Here is a 15,653-nt window from a genome sequence, read left to right on the forward strand (position 1 = left end):
CTCCCCATATCATGGGGTGTAGCGTAGCGAAAGTATAGCTTTCGCAAGCGATGGGCAGCGAGCGAAGCGACGCTGACGGAGGGGTATAACCGTCCGTAAGATACCCCTCCGCCTCGTAAACTCGGCACCTCCCCATGATATGGGGAGGAGAAGGATCGCGAAGGTTAAATCGTCACTACAGCCTAGAGTTAAACATCTGCACGGACGCACACATTTAATTTTTATTTTCGGAACGCTACCCATAAGGCCATAGTAAATGCGGGGCCTGATGCTCCCTTGCCTGCTGAGAGACGCCTTATGATCGAAAAGAAGAACACCATTCTTGTGGTCGATGACGAAGACGAAATCCGCAAGATGCTGAACATCTTCCTCGATGTCGCCGATTTCAAGGTCGTCGAGAGCGAGAACGGAAAGCAGGCCATTCGCCTGTCGGCGTCGGTCAAGCCTGACCTGATCCTGCTCGATCTGGGCCTGCCGGATATTGATGGCAAGGAGGTCATCCAGACCATCCGTCAGTGGTCGAACGTGCCGATCATCGTGCTGACCGCGCGCTCGGAAGACATGGACGCCGCCCCGGCCCTCAATCTGGGTGCCGACGACTATGTGACCAAGCCGTTTTCGGCTGAGGTCCTGCTGGCGCGCATCAATGCCAATCTGCGCAAGTCGGTCGTGCGCGAAGTGGGTGAACCCGATGTGGTCAATGGCCCGATCCGCATGGACCTGGTGCGTCACGAAGTCTTCATCGACGAAAAGAAGGTCCCCTTCACACCGAAGGAATATGACCTGCTGCGCTTCTTCCTCGTCAACCGCGGCCGTATGCTGACGCACAAGCAGATCCTCAAAGAGGTCTGGGGCCCGGCCCACGTGGACGACACCCAGTATCTGCGCGTCTATATCGGTCAGGTGCGCGAAAAGCTGGAGACCAAGCCGGGGCTGTCGAAGTCCATCGTCTCGGAATCCGGTATCGGTTACCGCATGGAGATCGTCGCCGAAACCGCGGCCTGATCACCCCCGGATCAGGTCCTTAGGGCAACTCCCCCGATCGCCCTTCGGCCCCCTCCCTGCGAAGAAACGGCGGCCCCCGTCCCCTGGGGCCGCCGTTTGTTATTTTGAGCTGTAGCTAGAGGGGAATGATTTCTAATGGAATCATTCCCCTCTAGCCGCCATTGAGGCGGCGGCCAAGGTGGCGCAAGCCACCGCCCGGCGAGGGGCTAAACAAAAATCTGGATCATTATGTTTCTACCAGAAATCATAATGATCTAGGCCTTACCCGCCGTTTACAGCCCCACCATTTACCCCGTTTTGTATCCTTACGCGCTCAGCGCGATGATGGTCTCAGCAACAAACATCCCTATGGAGGATTTCCAATGCTGAGATGGGTCATCACCTTCTTCATTCTGGCGGTTGTCGCCGCCCTGTTCGGCTTTACGGGCCTTGCCGGCACGTTCGCCGATATCGCCAAGTTCATCGCCGTGGTCTTTGTGGTGCTGTTTATCGCCGGTCTGGTCTACAGCGCGCTAACCGGGCGTCGCTCAAGCCCACCGATGTGAGGCTATTGATATTACGACACAAAACCCCGCCCTTACCGGCGGGGTTTTTTATCGCCCCTGTCGTAACAGTGTTGCGATCCAGACACACAAATATCACAAATGAAAACATTACATCGTATACAGTAGCCAATATACAAAACCAGAGTTAGCGTTCGCCTACCTTCCGGTGGAGCGCACTCATGAACACAACCGCATTTCTGAAATATCTTCTGCACGGCTCGGCGATCGGGCTGGCCCTGATGGTCACCACGACGGCCTATGCCCAGAGCGACAAGAAGACCAAGACCGACACGAGCGAAGACGAGGTCGAAGAGGTCGTCGTCACGGGCACCCGCATCCGCCTGCGCGGTGCGCAAAGCGCCACCCCGACCTCGGTCATCACCTCTGACACCATCCAGAAGACCTCCCCGCGTCAGATTGCCGATCTGGTCAATCAGTTGCCCGCCCTCGTCATCAGCCAGAGCGATCAGACCAGCAACGCCAACCGCGACAAGGATTCGATGGACCAGAGCCATCCGGGTCTGAACGCGCTGGACCTGCGCGGTCTGGGCACCAAGCGCACGCTGGTGCTCGTCAATGGCCGCCGCCACGTGCCGGGTGCGCCGGGCTCGTCCGCCGTCGATATTTCGACCATTCCGTCCAGTCTGGTCGAACGCGTCGAAGTGATCACTGGCGGGGCCTCGGCGCTGTATGGGGCTGATGCCGTGGCCGGCGTCGCCAACTTCATCATGCGCAAGAATTTCGAGGGCATCGACAGCAATGTCCGCTACGGCAATTCGGCGCGCAACGACATGCCCAGCTACGATGTGGACCTGCTGTACGGCAAGAATTTCGCCGAGGGCAAGGGCAACTTCACCCTGTTTGGCTATTACGGCAAATCCGACGGTACGGTCAGCGGGCAGGACCGCCCGTGGACGGCGACCGGCAACCCGTGGTGGGCCAGAATCGGCTCCGGCGCCTCGGCGGTCAATTACATCTGGGACGGCCGCCGCAACCTCGGCTATTCGCCGCGCGCTCAGGTTCTGCTGGGGCGCAAGGTCTATACCTTCAACGACGACGGCACCATGCGCGCCCCCATTCTGGGGCCCAGCGGTATTCTGCCAAACACCTATGACCTCAGCCGCCCCGAAACCGTGGCCAATCTGGAAACGGACGGTGGCGAATACGGCGGGCGCTACGACAACTGGCTGCTGTCGGTGCCCAATGACCGCTTCATCGCGCACGGCACCCTCAACTATGAGCTGACCTCCAACCTGCGCTATTTCCTCGAAGTGGATTACGCCACCAACAAGTCGCATGGCGAATACGGCATGTGGTGGGAAGGGGCCTCTAACTGGCTGTACGAAGGCAACCCCTTCATCACCCAGGAAATGATCACAGCCAATGGCGGCAGCCTGCCCTATGTCGCCTTTGCGCGAAACTTCCCCGAAATCGGCAAGTCCAGCACCGATTATAAGCGTGACCTGTCGCAGATCGTCACCGGGTTTGAGGGCGACCTGCCGGGCCTGTTCCGCGATCACGACTGGAACTGGTCGGCCTACTATTCTTACGGCAAGACAGAGGAGCGCGTGCAGGACCGCAATGCCGTCTCCAACGAACGCTATATGCGCGCGCTGGATGCCGTCTCAGGTCCGGGCGGCAAGCCGGTGTGCGGCGTCAATGCCGATACCGACACCACCAATAATGACCCGAACTGCGTACCGCTCAACCCGTTTAAACCGCTGACGCAGGACGTCATCACATACCTGACCTTCAACCCCTCCGCCTCGACCTCGACTCTGGAGCAGGAGGTGCTGTCTGCCTATGCCACGGGCGGCGTACTGACCCTGCCGGCCGGTGAGGTGCAGGTGGTGATCGGCGGAGAATACCGTAAGGAAAAGAACTTCATCGGGGCCGTCGCCGAATACAATCCCGACGACCCGGCCTATGTCCCCGACTACGGCGTGGTGCAGAACCCGCTGCGCGGCCAGTACGATGTGAAGGAAATCTTCGGCGAACTGAGCGTGCCGATTCTGGCCAACCTGCCCTTTGCGCACAAGCTGTCGGTGGATGCCGCCGTGCGCGCTTCGGACTATTCGACGGCGGGCAAGACGACCTCGTGGAAGTACGGCCTGCAATACGCCCCGGTGCGCGACCTGCGCCTGCGCGCCACCTATGGCAAGGCCGTGCGCGCCCCGAACATCAGCGAGGTCTTCACCGCCTCGTCGATCAGCGGCCAGTGGCTGTACGACCCGTGCAACTACTATATGACCTACCGCACGGAAACGACCAAGGATACACGCGCCAACTGTGCGGTACTGAACCCGGCCAATAAGAATTCGTACTGGCTGTGGACCGAGGTCGAAAAGAAGGGCAATCCGGATCTGGAGGTCGAAACGGCCAAGACCCTGACCGTCGGTCTGGTCGCTCAGCCGCGCTTCATGAAGAACTTCACGATGTCGGTGGACTATTACGATATTGACCTCAGTAACGTCATTGCCGCCGTTGAGCCGCAGACCATCATCAACAAATGCGTCGATGCCCCGATGCAGAACAACCCCTACTGTAACCTCGTCGTGCGCGAAGCGGGCACCAACAACCTGCTGCGCGTCGTGAAGCAGAACATCAACCTGGCCAAGCGCACCAATCGCGGCGTCGATGTGGAGATGGACTATTTTACCGACCTGTCCTCCTGGGGATGGGGGGCCGACAGCGGGCGTCTGTCGCTCAATCTCGTCTTCACGCGCCTGAAGGAAAACAAGATCACGCCGGACCCGGAAAACCCGCAAAACGTCACCAGCACACTGGGCATTTTCGGCTTCCCGAAATGGAAGGGCGTGACGCGCCTCTCCTATCAGAAAGGGCCTTTGTGGGCGAGCTGGAGCTTCCGCTACTTCTCGGCGATGCGTATGAACACCACCATCAATCCGGAAAACTACTTCCCCTACCGCACCAAGTCGATCCTCTATCACGACTTCAACGTCTGGTATGACGTGAAGAAGAACGTCGCGGTGGGCATCGGCATGAGCAATGTCTTCGACACCCCACCGCCACGCTATCCGGGGGCCGAAGCCGGCGGGGCCTATTTCGGCGATGAAGGCTGGCAGTCGGGCGTGTTCGACGTGGTGGGCCGCACGGGCTTCATCAATATCAAGTTCAAGCGCTAGTCAGAGTTGACGAATTAGCGTTTGCGATCTTCCTCCTCCCCATATCATGGGGAGGTGCCGAGTTTACGAGGCGGAGGGGTATCTTATGGACGGTTATACCCCTCCGTCAGCGTCGCTTCGCTCGCTGCCCATCGCTTGCGAAAGCTATACTTTCGTTACGCTATACCCCACGCTGACGCGTAGGGAGGAGAAAATAGCCGCGTTAAATCTTAAATTGTCGCCACGGCCTAATCCGTTTGCGGATCAATTTGAAACCCCGCCCTCACCGGCGGGGTTTTTTATTGCGCGATAAAGGCCGCCGTGGCCTGCACGGTTTCCCTGGCATAGAGGATGCGGCGGTGGCCCAGTCCGGGCAGCGGGTGCAGGCTGACATGATCGCCTGCGGCGGCAAAGCTTTCGGCGCTGAGGAACAGCACCTCCTGATCCTCCGGCGCGTGCAGCACCAGCGTCGGCAGCGGATGGGCCTTAAGGATCGCGTCGCCCATAAAGGCTTCGACCGGATGGCCGGTCAGGCGCTTAACATGGTCTTTGAGATGCCCCGTGGCCTCTGGCGACAGGTCGTGGCGGCGCGCAAAGGTATCGAAAACGCGCGGCATGGAACAGGGGGCGGCGATCAGCACCAGCCGACCATAGCGGAGCGGCGGCAGGTCACCGATCAGCCCCGACAAACCGGCAAAGGCCACGGCCCCGCCAAACGAATGGGCGACCACGCCGTGCCACGGCCCGCTGACGGCGTGCAGCGCGTGCAGGGCCGCCACCCCCAGCGGCACATTCAGGCGATCGCCGTCTGAGCGCCCATGCGCCGGAAAATCCAGCGCCACCACATCGAAGCCTTCGTTGACCAGTGCCTCGACAAAGAAGGTCATCACCGCCGCCTGACCGGTCCAGCCGTGCAGCAGCACCACCGTCCCGCGACCACTTCCGGCAAAGCGATAGGCCTGAAGTTCGCCACCCTGAAACGGGATGCGCAGCGGTTCCGCGGCGCTCAGGCGTTCCGCCACCCGCGCCATGCCCTTTTGCGCCGCTTCGGTCAGCGGTTCCGGCGTGCAGAACAGCTCAAACAGGCGGTCGGCCTGCGCCTTGGGCGATTCCGTCAGGGCATCCGGTTGCACAGTCATCGATCACGGCCTATTCTGTTCAAGATTGAACCATAATTAGTTCAGAGTTGAACAAATCACAAGGACGGAAATGACGCAAGATACCCCGGCCTCGACCGGCCCCCCGACCGGCCCCCCGATCAGCCCCATGCCGTGGGAACTGCCGCGGTTTCGCAACTGGATCGCCGTGGCGCGCGCCCATCAGATCGTCGAACGCACGCTCAATGCCCGTCTGGCCCCACACGGGGTGCGTATCGCCCACCACGATATTCTGGCCAATATCTACCGCTTTGGCGGTCTGACACAGAACGAGCTGGCGCAGCGGCTGCTGGTCGGGCGCTCCAACCTGTCCATGCTGCTGCCGGAGCTGGAAAAGCGCGGCCTGATCGAACGGCGCAGCGATGCGGCGGACAAACGCGTGCGGCGGCTGTGGCTGACCGAGGCGGGACGGGCTCTGACCGAACAGACCCTGGCCGTGCAGGCGGGCGTGGTGACGGACATGATGACGATCCTCAGCGATGCCGAATGTCAGGCGCTGGGCGACTATATGCGCCGCCTCACGGCCGGCATGGCGCAATGGGCCGAACCTGATCGGGTTTAAACAAGCACCGCCGTTTTCAGAAGACGGTCGGCCAGGTCGAGCAACTGCCTGCCCTCAAACGGTTTGGCAATACCGGCATCGGCCCCGATGCGACCCGTCGCATTCAGTGCATCGGTTTCGCTGAGTTGCCCATCCAGACCGGCCGACATGGCGATCACTGGCACGGCGGGCCAGGTCTGTTTGATGTAGCTCATGCCCTTGATCCCCCCCATACCCGGCATAAAGACATCACAGACCACCAGATCGACGTGGGCGATATCGACGTCGCGGAAGGCCGCCTCCATCGATTCCGCATCCGAAACGCGATAGCCGCCAAATTCCAGCGCGCCGCGGATAAAGCTGCGCAGGGTGCGGCTGTCGTCGATCACCAGCGCATGTTTTTTTCGCGTGCGGGTACTCAGGTCCTTGAACGCCGTCTGAAAGATGCGCCGCACGTCACCTTCGCCGAACGGTTTGCGCAGGATGAAATCGGCGCGTGCCTGACGTGCCTTGCGCAGGGTCTCTTCGATGCTTTCCTGCGACGACCCCGCCGTCATCAGAATGATCGGGGCCGTCCCGCTGCGTTTGCGAAAGGCCTCGATGTGCGCCAGTCCATTCGTGGTGCCGACAAAGATGTCCATAAACAGCGCCTGCACCGAAAAGGAGCTCAGCGCATCATAGCCTTCGCGGAAGGTGGGAAAATGGATGTGGCTCCAGCCGGGTTGCGCCGAAATCAATCGGCCGATCATCTGCGCCTGCACGGCGCTGTCCTCAATAATGAGCGCGGTCGAATGGGTCATGCGGTCCTGAGATGATCCTGTATCTGGCGGGGAGGCCCTTGGGTATGCCGCCGGTGCTGGCGGAAATACTGAACTCTGTGGTTCGCAACGTCTTTTAAAGGGGGCTTGTTAAGCCTTGGTAACCAAAACGGCGGGCGCTCATGACAAAACGCTCCGCCTTACCGCTCTACCCCCGTCGGGGCCAGTTGCACCGGCACATAGAGGCTGAACACCGCGCCGGTTTCCGGGTGGTTGCGCACCTCGATACGCCCGCCCAGAAGCGTCATAATCAGCTCGGCAATCGACAGGCCCAGACCCGTCCCGGCATTCTGCTGATCCTGCTTTTGCAGGCGCGTATATTTGTTGAAGATGGCGCGCATCTTGTCCGGCGGGATGCCGGGGCCGTGGTCGCGCACGTGCACAAAGGCCTCTTCGCCCGAAGCGCCATAGTCTATATCGACCACCGGGGCCTTACCTGTATGTTTCAGGGCGTTTTCGATGATCAGCCCAACGACGCGCGACAACAGCACCGTGTCCGTGTGAAAGGCCTCGGCCCCGCCCAGATCGTGCAGGCGGATGTCGCCCTTGTCCTTTAAGGGCCCCAGCCGCGTGATCGAATCGCGGATCAGCGGCGTCAGATTGGCCGTCTCCTCGCGCGGCTGCACGGCGCGGCTTTCCAGCTTGGCCATATCAAGGATGTTGGTGATGAACTTGTCGAGACGATAGGCTTCGGACAGGGCGGAATTGATCAGCGACCGCCGCTTCTCTTCCGACAGCTTGGCTTCGAGCAGGGTATAGACCTCCAGCGACCCGATAATGGTCGCCAGCGGGGTTTTCAGGTCGTGGGATACGGCGGACAACATCTGACGGTACAGCGCTTCCTTGAGTTGGGTCTCTTCCGACGGATCAAGCCCCGGAGCCGGTTCTGCCTTGTCCACCCTGACCTCTGTATCCATAGCCAACCCCGAATGGGCATCTGCGGTCAGAGACATACTGCATTCCGGTGCACAAGGCCAAGCGAAACCCCCGGTCGGGTCGTTAAAAACAACCACCAGAGGGCAGAGATTACTGGGTTTGCATGAACTGTACGCGCAACGCGCCTTGCAGACGGGTGATGCGACGCAGCGCGCGGTTCAGTTCGTCGATCAGGCGACCCTGATCCGGCGTCGCCACCTGCCCGCCCTCGCCTTCCAGCCGCAGATAGTCGTCAAGCTGCGCCGCCAGATGCACACGCGCCTCTTCCAGCAGGGTCAGGCCGGTTTCACCCAGTTGCCGCGCGGCCTCAAGCCCTTCGGCATAGCGCGTCGCCCAGGCGTTGAGGCGCGAAATCTGCGCCTTCACATCGCTTTTCAGGTGCACGGTTTCCACACCGTTCAGCAGGTCCTGAAGATCACTGCGCAGGTGCTGCGCGTCTTCGATATCGAGGCTGAAATCCACCGGCACAGACGCCGCCTTTTCGGCCTCCGGCGTGGGGTTCGGCGCCTCATAGGCGGCCGCTGCCGCAGGCGGATCGGCCGGGCGGGCGGATGTCAGGTCGGGATCGCGTTCGACGGGGTCGGACATGGGTATCTCCTTGTCCGGAAACCCTAATCCGACGTCCGCAAGGGCGCAGTGCGGAGCCGCCACACGGGTATAAGGAGGCCGTAAAAAGTCCGAAATCGTTTGCTCACCCTTAGGCCGGGGTCAGCGCCCGCAGCTTTTGCGCCAGAAGCCCTGGCTGAATGGGTTTCGACAGATAGTCGTCCATACCCGCCTCAATGCAGCGTTCGCGGTCGCCGGCCAGGGCGTGCGCCGTCACGCCGATAATGCGGTAGCGGAAGCCTCTGGCGGGCTCCAGCTCGCGGATGCGCCGCGTGGTCTCAAACCCGTCCATTTCGTGCATCTGCACGTCCATCAGAATGGCGTGGTAGGGGGTGTCGCTGTCCTTAAGCAGGGCCAGCGCCTCGATGCCCGATTCCGCGGCCTCGGCCTCATAGCCCATCTCTTCCAGCATCAGGGTGGCGACCAGCACGTTCGGCGCATAGTCTTCGACGATCAGTACGCGCGGACGCTCACCCGGCCCCGGCGGCGGCACGGGCGGACGCTCGTCCTCGGCCACCGCCATCACCGCCACGGGCAGGCTGAGGCGCACGCTGAACACCGATCCGCGCCCCTCTTCGCTGTCTACCGCAATCTCACCGCCCATCACCGCAACCAGCGCGCGGGCAATCGACAGGCCCAGACCCGATCCCCCAAAGCGCCGCGTGATCGAGGCATCGGCCTGCGTAAACTTATCAAAGATCTGGCCGCGCTTGGCTTCGGGGATACCGATGCCGGTGTCGCGCACCGCTATACTCAGATCGACCCGGTCGCCGCGCGTCTGCGCCTCACCGATCAGCTCGATTTCACCGCGCGCCGTAAATTTGAGCGCGTTGGAAATCAGGTTCATCACAATCTGCTGCAAACGCGTGCGGTCACCGCGCACCGTCACACCCTGCGTGTTGTCGGTCAGGGCGAAATCCAGCCCCTTGCGCTCAATATCCTGCGCAAACATCATCTTAAGGTCTTCCAGTACATCGGCCGGACGAAACGCCGTGGACTCCAGCTCGATCTTATTGTCCTCAATTCTGGAAATATCGAGGAGATCATTGATCAGCCGCAACAATAACTGCGCATTGGTACGGAGCGTCTCCACGATGCGGTACTGATCGTCATTGAGCGGTGACTTGATCAGAATGTCCGACAGGCCCGTCACCACATTGAGCGGCGTGCGAATCTCATGGCTCATGGTGGCCAGAAAGTCGGTCTTGGCCTGCGACGCGGCTTCAGCGCGCTCCTTGGCCGCCTGAAGCTCCTGCCGCTGGCGTTCGTTCTCGCGCAGCAGGCGTTCCTTGGTGAAGGCCGCCTGCATGACGGCGGGCAACAGGTCGAGATAGGCCTGATTGATGTCCTTCACCGCATAGTCGGCGGCCCCCAGTTCCATCGCCTCCAGCGCGATGGCCTCGTCTCCGCCAGCGGTGAGGATAATGACCGGCGTCGTGATCTCACGCGCCTTCAGCACCTTCAGCATCTCCAGACCGTTCATGCCCGGCAGGTTGTAATCGAGCAGGATCAGGTCGAACCCCTGCTGCGCTATCACCTCCAGCCCGGCCTCGGCGGTGACGGCCAGATCGACCTCAAGGCTGTGGCGGCGAAAGCGCTTCTGCAACAGACGGCCCAGCGCCTCATCGTCTTCGATGTACAGGATGCGGGTCAGGGCGGGGGAAGACAGGAGCATCTTATTTCACCACAGTGTTGGGAACCTTCACCACGGCAAGCATCAGTCCCAGCTTGCGAATGGCGTCGGAGAAATTGTCGTATTCGACCGGCTTGGTGATATAGACATTGCACCCCAGCTCATAGCAGCGATCGATTTCGCGCGGATTGTCGGTTGTGGTCAGCACGATGACCGGAATGGCGCGCGTGGAGGGATCACCCTTGAGGCGGCGCAAAATCTCATAGCCGTCGATATGCGGGATGTTGAGATCGAGCAACACCAGAGTCCGTTCATGGCGTTCGGCGGTCTGCGCCGCGCTGAGGTGCTCACCGAAGAAATAGTCGATGGCCGCCGCCCCGTCTTCGAAATGGCGCACCGGATTGCCGATCCCGGCGCGCTCCAGATTCTTGCGGATCAGGCGCGCGTGACCGGCATCGTCTTCGATCATGACAAGGGTGAACTGATCGTCAAAGGCAGGGACCATCATGGGTTCAGGCTTCCATCGGGGTTGCAGGGCGTGACGCTTCGCTCAGGCGCGGGCGTTTGGGCAGGCGCACATGAAAGCGCGTCCCTTCATCAATTTTCGAGTCGAACCAGATGTCTCCGGACAGGCGCCGCAGCGTCGCCTTGACATAGGCCATGCCGAGCCCCAACCCGCCGACCTCGGTTGTATTGCGCGCCCGGCGGAAGATTTCAAACACCTTCGGCTTGTCGATATCGGCGATGCCGCGGCCATTATCCGACACGGTGAAGATGTAATCGTGCAGCGTCTCGCGCACAGATACGTCTATCTTTCCGGTAATATCCGGCCGCAGATATTTGACCGCATTATCGAGCAGATTGCCGAAAATCTGCTCCAGCGCCACGGCGTCGCTCATGATCTCCGGTAAGGGGTCACAGCTGATCTCAATCCCCTTATGCGTAATATCGTACCCCAGGGCACCGACGCATTTGTCGAATATAGTCTGAGTGTTAACGGGCTCGATCGTATAGACGCGCTTGCCGATGCGCGACAGGTCGAGGATGGCGCGCGTCAGACTGTCCATGCGCTCAACCCCTTTGGCGATAAAGCCCAGCGACTCCGGCACGTCCTCTTTCAGGGCCAGATCAAGCGCCTTGCGATGCTCTGGCGCGAAGGCGGCCTGATAGGGGGTGATGGCGTTGGTCACCCCTTTCATTGATATTTCCAGTTCTTTGGAAAAACCCTTCAGATTGACCAGAGGCGCGCGCAGGTCGTGCGAGGTGATGTAGGTGAAGGTTTCCAGATCGGCATAGAGCTGGCGCAACTCTTCTTCGCGCTGCTTCTGTTCGGTAATGTCGGCGTGGGTGCCGATCATGCTCTTGATGCCGCTGAAATCGGCCCCGGTGCCGACGCCGCGCGACAAAATCCAGCGATAGCCGCCGTCCTTGTGCCGCATGCGAAAGATGCTGCGATAGGTGGCGTCCGTGCCTTCCATATAGCGGCGCAGATCGGCGTCCGCCCCATCGCGGTCATCGGGGTGGACCATGTCGCGCAACACGTCCCAGCGGTTTTCCACCTCGTCCGGCGCATAGCCCAGCATGGCCTTATAGGCCGCCGAGCAATAGACGTCGCCGCTGACGAAATTCACCTCAAACAGGCCATCATTAATGCCTTCGGTCACCTCGCGATAGCGCTGCATGACGGCCTCCTGTTCGGCCAGGCGGCTGCGGAAATCGGCCTCCAGATTGAGGATGGTCACCGTCCCCAGCAACATAACCCCAATCAGCAGTATGCTGCCGATGACCAGCGTAAAGACAAAGTCCGAACGCGCCTTAACCCCCTCTGCCGCCTGAAGCCGCACCTCGACCAGACGCCGCACATTGGTGGCTTCCAGCGCGCGGCGCACGTGCGCCATGTCACGCACCTGCCGCTCAAATGTCGCCTGCGTCAGAGCCGCCCCGCGCCCCAGCCGGCGGTTTTCGACCTGATCGTCGAAGGTCTTGCGCAAGGCGCGGATATTGTCGAGCCACAGATAGATATCGCGCGCCGCCTGCGGATCATGGCGCAACACCAGGGTGCGATAGGCCGACAGATCACGCTCCAGCATATCGCGCGCCGTGCGATAGCTGGTGAGCGTCGCTTCATCGCCGGACACCAGATAGGCGTGCACACCCGTTTGCATATCGAGCAGATCGACCAGCACCACCCGGCTTTGACGAATGGCCTCGTATTCAAACAGGGACTGCCGGTTCTGATCCTGAATGCGGTCGTAATGGGCGTAGACGATGAACGAAAAGGCCACGGTCGCAATCGACAGCAGGACAAACAGCACCAGATAGTACCGTCGCTGCCGCAGCAGCTTTTGCCACATCATGCGTCTTTCCCCATCCATCATATACGCAAACGCAGGCCCTGAAGCCCTGCGGCATCAGAACCTGCGAAAACCGGAAATGTCCAGCCTTACGACTGGCTTAATTCTTGGCGTCCTTGGCGGCGTCCGAGACAGCCTCGCCACCGGCCTGAACGTCCTTGCCCGCGCCCTCAATGGTGTTGCAGGCCGACAGGGCCGGAACGGCCGCCAGCGCGACGCCGGCAATTACGATCATTTTGACGATCTTGTTGGTCATGTGCTTAGTCCTTTTCAAATGCCCCATCTTGCTCAGAGCTTGCCGCTGCGCCGGTAATGGGTCCATGCCATCGACAGAGGGCTTCATAAATAAATCATAAGAAAAATCAGGCGGCTGTTTTACGGCGGTTTGATTTTCCGGTCTTCAGCCCGTCGCGAAAGGCGCGCCACACTGACACCGCCCCTCCGGCGGTGCGGGTGACCACGCCCTGCACTTCGCGCTCACCGGGCAGGGCCGAGGTTTCGCTGATCAGATGCGTAAGCGTCGCCTCCACGGCGCGCCGGGCGCGGCCGATGGCCACCAGCAGGACAAGACCCACGCCGATAACCAGTGCGCCGACAATCCCACCCGCGCCCTGCGGCGTGAGGCCCAACGCCTGCAAGCCGTGAAAGGCCAGCAGCAGCAACACCGAAAGCCCCAGCGCCAGCGCCACCAGCATGAACACCATCAGCCCGACCAGCACGCCCAGCGCGCTCAGAAAGGCCAGGGCCTGCGACCGCACCTGACGAAAGCGCTGACGCACGAAAAACAACTCTGCCACACGTAAAAGCACAGACATCCGCGACCCTTTCACAACCGATACAAAAAAGGGCGAAGCCGCTGAGGACTTCGCCCTTAGAGCGTTAGACGAAACGCCGATCAGCGCTTGAGCATCATGCCGATCAGTACACCGGCACCGAGCGCCAGAAGACCGGTACGCACGGGGTTTTCGTGCACTTCCTTGTTGAGGCGGCCACCGGCCTTGTTCAGATGACCCTGCGCGTCGTCAAAGATGTGACGCAGCTTGGCACCGGCTTCGTTAGCGCGCGAAGACAGGTCATCGGCCACGTGGCGCGCGGTCTTTTCAACGCCTTCAACGGTGCGATCGGCTTCCGAACGGATGTCGTGTTCGGCCAGAATCTTGGTGACACCGGCGGCGGCTTTGGTGGCGGGGGACAGCATCAGTCTCTCCTTTGAGGGCGTGCGGTATGGGGGAGGAATGGGGTCACATCCACACGGACCGCGGGGCGGGGGGGGATGTCTGACACGGAGAGCCGTCGAAACGGTAAGAAACGAGGATGGGGGGGGGGTATCTCGTTTTCGTCCGTGTAATGGTCCGTGTGGATGTGATGACTGAACCCTATCGGCGCGGCTTTAAGGATGCGATGCCGATGGTTAAAAGCAAAAATAAGGGGCAGATAAAGGCGCGTTTCCTGATTTTTTACTTACGCGCAATGCCTTGCAAACCCGGCGAAAACTGACGCGGCGCGGGCGCAGGATGAGGGCAAGGTTGTGAGGCCGTAACCGGTGCCGCGACCTTCCCTACCCGCTTCATAAAGGAGATCAGACATGGGCGATATCAAAGGCTCAATCAAGGAAACCGCCGGCGGCGTCGAAGAGGAGCTGGGCGAAGCCCTGCACAACGACAAGATGGCCGAAGACGGCCGCAAGCTGCGCAACGAAGGCCGCATCGAACAGGGCAAGATGCCCAAGGTGAACCCGGTAGGCTCCGAAAAGCCTTAAGGCCTTCTAACGTCAGACCGCTAGCAACGGAAAACCGCCCTGATCCGCAAAGGTCAGGGCGGTTTTTTATACCTCCTCAGTTTACTGGGGAGGTGTAAGGGTTAGGCAACCTCGTAACCTCTGCGATTCCCTCCATAAGTCTCCACATTCGCGAATGACGAGAATCATTTTAGCTTACCCGCCGAAAGCGGAGGCGGGTGATGAGCGACGATAAAAGGAAAACACGGTCCCAGTGGTTTGAGACATACTGGGTCTTGGTAGCTGTCCTTGTCGTCGCGACCGCATGGCTACTCAATTTGGGCTTTGGCTGGGCGCAGTTATGGGCAGCCCTCAAAGCCGACAGTGATGAGACGCATATCAATGCCGGCGTGTTTGGGGATATGTTTGGCGCAGTCAACGCCCTCTTCTCCGGCCTGAGCATTATCGGCATTGTGTATGCAATCCGCCAACAGGATCAACAACTTAAGCTCGCGCGCGAAGAGGTAAAAACGGCGCAGGAAACCTTAAAAATTGCCATCGAGGATGCGGACAAGACAAAAAGCATTCTTGAAGAACAACAAAAGCAACTTTCCATTCAAAATAAATCAGTCAGTTTGCAATTATTTGAAAACACATTTTTTAATATTATTGAAAATATTAGAAACAATGTTTCAGAGATGCGCTACAATGAAGAATCAGGACAAACAAGATTAAATTCTATTAAAAATTCATTTCTTTCAACAATTAAATTTACCGAAGATGAAGAGTTAATAGCCCTAAACCTGTCAGATATGTTAAAAAGAAACAATATCACAAGAAACAATCTATCTTCTTATATAAAATTAATAAATACCTTAATAAATTTTGTAAATGAATTTGAAAATGAAAATAAAAAAATCTATTATGATATAATAGCGTCGTCAATGTCAAGCTCAGAGGTAGTAATTATATTTTATTACTCAATTTTAGATAAAACATTTGGAAGAAACACACTGTCTGATTTCATAGAGCAGCGAAAATTGAAAAACGTCGTCCTCTATGAAATCAAAATGTTTGAGGGCAGCAGTTAAAGCCGCACCACCTTGGCGGTGCTGGCGAGCGGTTGGGTGGTTTTGAGGGGGTTTCTGAGCGGGTGGACGAAGGGGCGGGCGTCGATTTCGAACACGTCGCCTTCTTGCGTTTTCACTCCGTCAGC

At 59.3% G+C, this 15,653-nt stretch carries 17 protein-coding genes; 7 read left to right on the forward strand and 10 right to left on the reverse strand.

Features of this window, described 5'->3' with window-relative positions; genetic code table 11:
- Positions 1-297 precede the first annotated feature (297 nt).
- The 3 genes from Q0072_RS12520 (at position 298) to Q0072_RS12530 (ending at position 4,696) form a co-directional block, all read left to right on the forward strand.
- Positions 298-1,005, forward strand: coding sequence for a response regulator transcription factor (locus Q0072_RS12520; RefSeq protein WP_013479481.1), 708 nt, complete (start codon positions 298-300; stop codon positions 1,003-1,005).
- A gap of 362 nt (positions 1,006-1,367) precedes the next feature.
- Entirely contained in the window at positions 1,368-1,550 is a 183-nt protein-coding gene (locus Q0072_RS12525) for a DUF1328 domain-containing protein (RefSeq protein WP_013479482.1), read from the forward strand.
- Between the two features lie 179 nt (positions 1,551-1,729).
- Complete coding sequence (locus Q0072_RS12530) at positions 1,730-4,696, forward strand: TonB-dependent receptor (RefSeq protein WP_298330610.1); 2,967 nt, start codon at positions 1,730-1,732, stop codon at positions 4,694-4,696.
- Positions 4,697-4,974: 278 nt separating this feature from the next.
- Here the strand turns inward: Q0072_RS12530 and Q0072_RS12535 are convergent, their stop codons facing one another.
- Positions 4,975-5,814 carry an alpha/beta fold hydrolase gene (locus Q0072_RS12535; RefSeq protein ID WP_298330614.1) on the reverse strand — a complete coding sequence of 280 codons (840 nt, stop codon included), beginning with the start codon at positions 5,812-5,814 and terminating at the stop codon, positions 4,975-4,977.
- Between the two features lie 70 nt (positions 5,815-5,884).
- Here Q0072_RS12535 and Q0072_RS12540 point away from each other — a divergent pair, with 70 nt between their 5' ends.
- Positions 5,885-6,394 (forward strand): MarR family winged helix-turn-helix transcriptional regulator, encoded by a 510-nt coding sequence (locus Q0072_RS12540; protein ID WP_298330617.1) that lies wholly within the window; start codon positions 5,885-5,887, stop codon positions 6,392-6,394.
- Here Q0072_RS12540 and Q0072_RS12545 read toward each other — a convergent pair.
- The 9 genes from Q0072_RS12545 to Q0072_RS12585 all read right to left on the reverse strand — a co-directional run bounded on the left by Q0072_RS12545 (position 6,391) and on the right by Q0072_RS12585 (position 13,918).
- A complete protein-coding gene (locus Q0072_RS12545; RefSeq protein WP_298330620.1) occupies positions 6,391-7,173 on the reverse strand; it encodes a response regulator in 783 nt (260 codons plus the stop codon). The genes Q0072_RS12540 and Q0072_RS12545 overlap by 4 nt on opposite strands.
- 158 nt (positions 7,174-7,331) lie before the next feature.
- On the reverse strand, positions 7,332-8,144 hold the full coding sequence (locus tag Q0072_RS12550; RefSeq protein ID WP_298330622.1) for an ATP-binding protein: 813 nt from the start codon (positions 8,142-8,144) through the stop codon (positions 7,332-7,334).
- A 73-nt stretch (positions 8,145-8,217) separates the two neighbouring features.
- Complete coding sequence (locus tag Q0072_RS12555) at positions 8,218-8,715, reverse strand: hypothetical protein (protein ID WP_298330625.1); 498 nt, start codon at positions 8,713-8,715, stop codon at positions 8,218-8,220.
- 109 nt (positions 8,716-8,824) lie between these two features.
- A complete protein-coding gene (locus Q0072_RS12560; protein WP_298330628.1) occupies positions 8,825-10,408 on the reverse strand; it encodes a response regulator in 1,584 nt (527 codons plus the stop codon).
- Position 10,409: 1 nt separating this feature from the next.
- Positions 10,410-10,874 carry a response regulator gene (locus Q0072_RS12565; RefSeq protein ID WP_290795412.1) on the reverse strand — a complete coding sequence of 155 codons (465 nt, stop codon included), beginning with the start codon at positions 10,872-10,874 and terminating at the stop codon, positions 10,410-10,412.
- 4 nt (positions 10,875-10,878) lie between these two features.
- Positions 10,879-12,723 carry an ATP-binding protein gene (locus tag Q0072_RS12570; RefSeq protein WP_298330632.1) on the reverse strand — a complete coding sequence of 615 codons (1,845 nt, stop codon included), beginning with the start codon at positions 12,721-12,723 and terminating at the stop codon, positions 10,879-10,881.
- A gap of 97 nt (positions 12,724-12,820) precedes the next feature.
- Positions 12,821-12,976: an entericidin A/B family lipoprotein gene (locus tag Q0072_RS12575; protein ID WP_298330634.1), complete on the reverse strand. Its 156-nt coding sequence runs from the start codon at positions 12,974-12,976 to the stop codon at positions 12,821-12,823.
- Between the two features lie 106 nt (positions 12,977-13,082).
- The gene (locus tag Q0072_RS12580) at positions 13,083-13,535 is read right to left on the reverse strand and encodes a hypothetical protein (protein ID WP_298330637.1); all 453 of its coding nucleotides are present in this window, start codon (positions 13,533-13,535) and stop codon (positions 13,083-13,085) included.
- A gap of 80 nt (positions 13,536-13,615) precedes the next feature.
- A complete protein-coding gene (locus Q0072_RS12585; protein WP_298330640.1) occupies positions 13,616-13,918 on the reverse strand; it encodes a hypothetical protein in 303 nt (100 codons plus the stop codon).
- Positions 13,919-14,085: 167 nt separating this feature from the next.
- Here Q0072_RS12585 and Q0072_RS12590 point away from each other — a divergent pair, with 167 nt between their 5' ends.
- From Q0072_RS12590 to Q0072_RS12600, 3 genes are all read left to right on the forward strand, one after another.
- Complete coding sequence (locus Q0072_RS12590) at positions 14,086-14,217, forward strand: hypothetical protein (RefSeq protein ID WP_298330644.1); 132 nt, start codon at positions 14,086-14,088, stop codon at positions 14,215-14,217.
- 88 nt (positions 14,218-14,305) lie between these two features.
- A complete protein-coding gene (locus Q0072_RS12595; protein ID WP_172961154.1) occupies positions 14,306-14,479 on the forward strand; it encodes a hypothetical protein in 174 nt (57 codons plus the stop codon).
- Positions 14,480-14,679: 200 nt separating this feature from the next.
- Positions 14,680-15,528 carry a putative phage abortive infection protein gene (locus Q0072_RS12600; protein WP_298330647.1) on the forward strand — a complete coding sequence of 283 codons (849 nt, stop codon included), beginning with the start codon at positions 14,680-14,682 and terminating at the stop codon, positions 15,526-15,528.
- The last annotated feature ends 125 nt before the right edge of the window (positions 15,529-15,653 follow it).

The organism is Asticcacaulis sp. (genome assembly GCF_027484505.1).
Classification (GTDB): Bacteria; Pseudomonadota; Alphaproteobacteria; order Caulobacterales; family Caulobacteraceae; genus Asticcacaulis.

Coding starts and splice junctions, on each gene's coding strand:
- Q0072_RS12570 (WP_298330632.1), bottom strand. CDS start 12,723: ATGATGTGGCAAAAGCTGCTGCGGCAGCGACGGTACTATCTGGTGCTG.
- Q0072_RS12580 (WP_298330637.1), bottom strand. CDS start 13,535: ATGTCTGTGCTTTTACGTGTGGCAGAGTTGTTTTTCGTGCGTCAGCGC.
- Q0072_RS12530 (WP_298330610.1), top strand. CDS start 1,730: ATGAACACAACCGCATTTCTGAAATATCTTCTGCACGGCTCGGCGATC.
- Q0072_RS12560 (WP_298330628.1), bottom strand. CDS start 10,408: ATGCTCCTGTCTTCCCCCGCCCTGACCCGCATCCTGTACATCGAAGAC.
- Q0072_RS12535 (WP_298330614.1), bottom strand. CDS start 5,814: ATGACTGTGCAACCGGATGCCCTGACGGAATCGCCCAAGGCGCAGGCC.
- Q0072_RS12540 (WP_298330617.1), top strand. CDS start 5,885: ATGACGCAAGATACCCCGGCCTCGACCGGCCCCCCGACCGGCCCCCCG.
- Q0072_RS12590 (WP_298330644.1), top strand. CDS start 14,086: ATGACTGAACCCTATCGGCGCGGCTTTAAGGATGCGATGCCGATGGTT.
- Q0072_RS12545 (WP_298330620.1), bottom strand. CDS start 7,173: ATGACCCATTCGACCGCGCTCATTATTGAGGACAGCGCCGTGCAGGCG.
- Q0072_RS12585 (WP_298330640.1), bottom strand. CDS start 13,918: ATGCTGTCCCCCGCCACCAAAGCCGCCGCCGGTGTCACCAAGATTCTG.
- Q0072_RS12555 (WP_298330625.1), bottom strand. CDS start 8,715: ATGTCCGACCCCGTCGAACGCGATCCCGACCTGACATCCGCCCGCCCG.
- Q0072_RS12600 (WP_298330647.1), top strand. CDS start 14,680: ATGAGCGACGATAAAAGGAAAACACGGTCCCAGTGGTTTGAGACATAC.
- Q0072_RS12595 (WP_172961154.1), top strand. CDS start 14,306: ATGGGCGATATCAAAGGCTCAATCAAGGAAACCGCCGGCGGCGTCGAA.
- Q0072_RS12575 (WP_298330634.1), bottom strand. CDS start 12,976: ATGACCAACAAGATCGTCAAAATGATCGTAATTGCCGGCGTCGCGCTG.
- Q0072_RS12525 (WP_013479482.1), top strand. CDS start 1,368: ATGCTGAGATGGGTCATCACCTTCTTCATTCTGGCGGTTGTCGCCGCC.
- Q0072_RS12550 (WP_298330622.1), bottom strand. CDS start 8,144: ATGTCTCTGACCGCAGATGCCCATTCGGGGTTGGCTATGGATACAGAG.
- Q0072_RS12565 (WP_290795412.1), bottom strand. CDS start 10,874: ATGATGGTCCCTGCCTTTGACGATCAGTTCACCCTTGTCATGATCGAA.
- Q0072_RS12520 (WP_013479481.1), top strand. CDS start 298: ATGATCGAAAAGAAGAACACCATTCTTGTGGTCGATGACGAAGACGAA.